Below are 2187 nucleotides of genomic sequence, written 5' to 3'. Positions count from 1 at the left end.
AATAACCTATGGCCCTCATGCAACGCTATGCATGAGTGTTAGACGAGAAGAAGTTTAACGAAAGGTCAAGCGTTAAGAGCGCAGGGTGGATGCCTTGGCACTAAGAGCCGATGAAAGACGTGATAAGCTGCGAAAAGCTTCGGGGAGGAGCAAATATCCAATGATCCGGAGATGTCTGAATGGGGAAACCCGGCTGAGCAGACCTCAGTCATCCATACGCCAATCCATAACGTATGGAGGGGAACCGCCTGAACTGAAACATCTAAGTAGGGCGAGGAGAAGAAAGAAAACTCGATTTCCAAAGTAGCGGCGAGCGAAATGGAAAGAGGCCAAACCGGAGTGCGTGCACTCCGGGGTTCGGACCGCGTAATTGATTCTGTGATTCTAGTGGAACGGTTTTGGGAAAGCAGACCAGAGAGGGTGAAAGTCCCGTACACGAAAGGAAAACAGACATGGCGGTATCCAGAGTAGGTCGAGACACGTGGAACCTTGACTGAACACGCGGGGACCACCCCGTAAGCCTAAATACTCCTTAGTGACCGATAGCGCATAGTACTGTGAAGGAAAGGTGAAAAGGACCCCGGGAGGGGAGTGAAAGAGAACCTGAAACCCTGTGTTTACAAGCTGTGGAAGAACTTTATACGTTCAACCGCGTACTTTTTGTAGAACGGTCCGGCGAGTTGCCGGGACTGGCGAGGTTAAGGACTTAAGGTCCGGAGCCGAAGGGAAACCAAGTCTTAACAGGGCGTTCTAGTCAGTTCAGGCAGACCCGAAACCGGGTGATCTACCCATGTCCAGGTTGAAGTTGCCGTAAAAGGCAATGGAGGACCGAACGCACATCCGTTGAAAAGGGTGGCGATGAGGTGTGGGTAGGGGAGAAATTCCAATCGAACCCGGAGATAGCTGGTTCTCCTCGAAATAGCTTTAGGGCTAGCCTCGATGGAGTCTAATGGAGGTAGAGCACTGAATTTCCTAGGGGGCGTCAAAGCTTACCGAAGAATATCAAACTCCGAATGCCATATAGATGCTCATCGGGAGTCAGACTGCACGAGATAAGTTGGGCAGTCAAAAGGGAAAGAGCCCAGACCTGCAGCTAAGGTCCCAAAGTGCGTGTTAAGTGGAAAAGGATGTGGGATTTCAAAGACAACCAGGATGTTGGCTTAGAAGCAGCCATACATTAAAAGAGTGCGTAATAGCTCACTGGTCGAGAGGTCCTGCGCCGAAAATGTCCGGGGCTAAAACACGACACCGAAGCTCAGGAATGTACGAACGTACATTGGTAGAGGAGCATTCTTAATCAGGACGAAGCGTCACTGGAAAGAGGCGTGGACGGTTAAGAAGAGAGAATGCCGGAATGAGTAGCGAGAGGAAGGTGGGAATCCTTCCGGCCGAATATCCAAGGTTTCCAGGGTAAAGCTGATCTGCCCTGGGTAAGTCGGGACCTAAGGCGAGGTCGAGAGACGTAGCCGATGGACAACAGGTTGAGATTCCTGTACTGCTGTATAACAGAACTGTGGGGACACGTGTGGAGAGTGTGAGCCGGGTATGGAAAGACCGGTGCAAGCGGGGTAGGAGTTAAGCAGGCAAATCCGCTTAGCAATCCGAAGACGTGACGCGGACCGAACTAAAGTAGGGAAGCACATGAGCCATGCGTCGAGAAAAGCCGCTATTGTTTATACAGTACCCGTACCGTAAACCGACACAGGTAGATGAGGAGAGAATCCTAAGGCCGACGGAAGAAGCATTGTTAAGGAACTCGGCAAAATGACCCCGTAACTTCGGGAGAAGGGGTGCCTGCGAGAGCAGGCCGCAGAGAATAGGCTCAAGCAACTGTTTAGCAAAAACACAGGTCTATGCGAAACCGAAAGGTGAGGTATATGGGCTGACGCCTGCCCGGTGCTGGAAGGTTAAGGGGAGGGCTTAGCGCAAGCGAAGGTCTGAACTTAAGCCCCAGTAAACGGCGGCCGTAACTATAACGGTCCTAAGGTAGCGAAATTCCTTGTCGGGTAAGTTCCGACCCGCACGAAAGGCGTAATGATTTGAGCACTGTCTCGACAATGCATCCGGTGAAATTGAAGTACCAGTGAAGATGCTGGTTACCCGCGCCAGGACGGAAAGACCCCATGGAGCTTTACTCCAGCTTGATACTGGGATTCGGTATTGCATGTACAGGATAGGTGGGAGGCT

General features: G+C 51.5%; 1 rRNA gene. It reads left to right on the top strand.

Features of this window, described 5'->3' with window-relative positions:
• Positions 1-63 precede the first annotated feature (63 nt).
• Positions 64-2187 (top strand): 23S ribosomal RNA (locus B5E82_RS17715); the annotation flags it as partial.

The sequence above is a fragment of the Lachnoclostridium sp. An138 genome, from assembly GCF_002160765.1.
Lineage (GTDB): Bacteria > Bacillota > Clostridia > Lachnospirales > Lachnospiraceae > Laedolimicola > Laedolimicola faecalis.
Note: the sequence above shows the minus strand (reverse complement) of the source record. Positions and strands in the feature narration are given on the sequence as shown.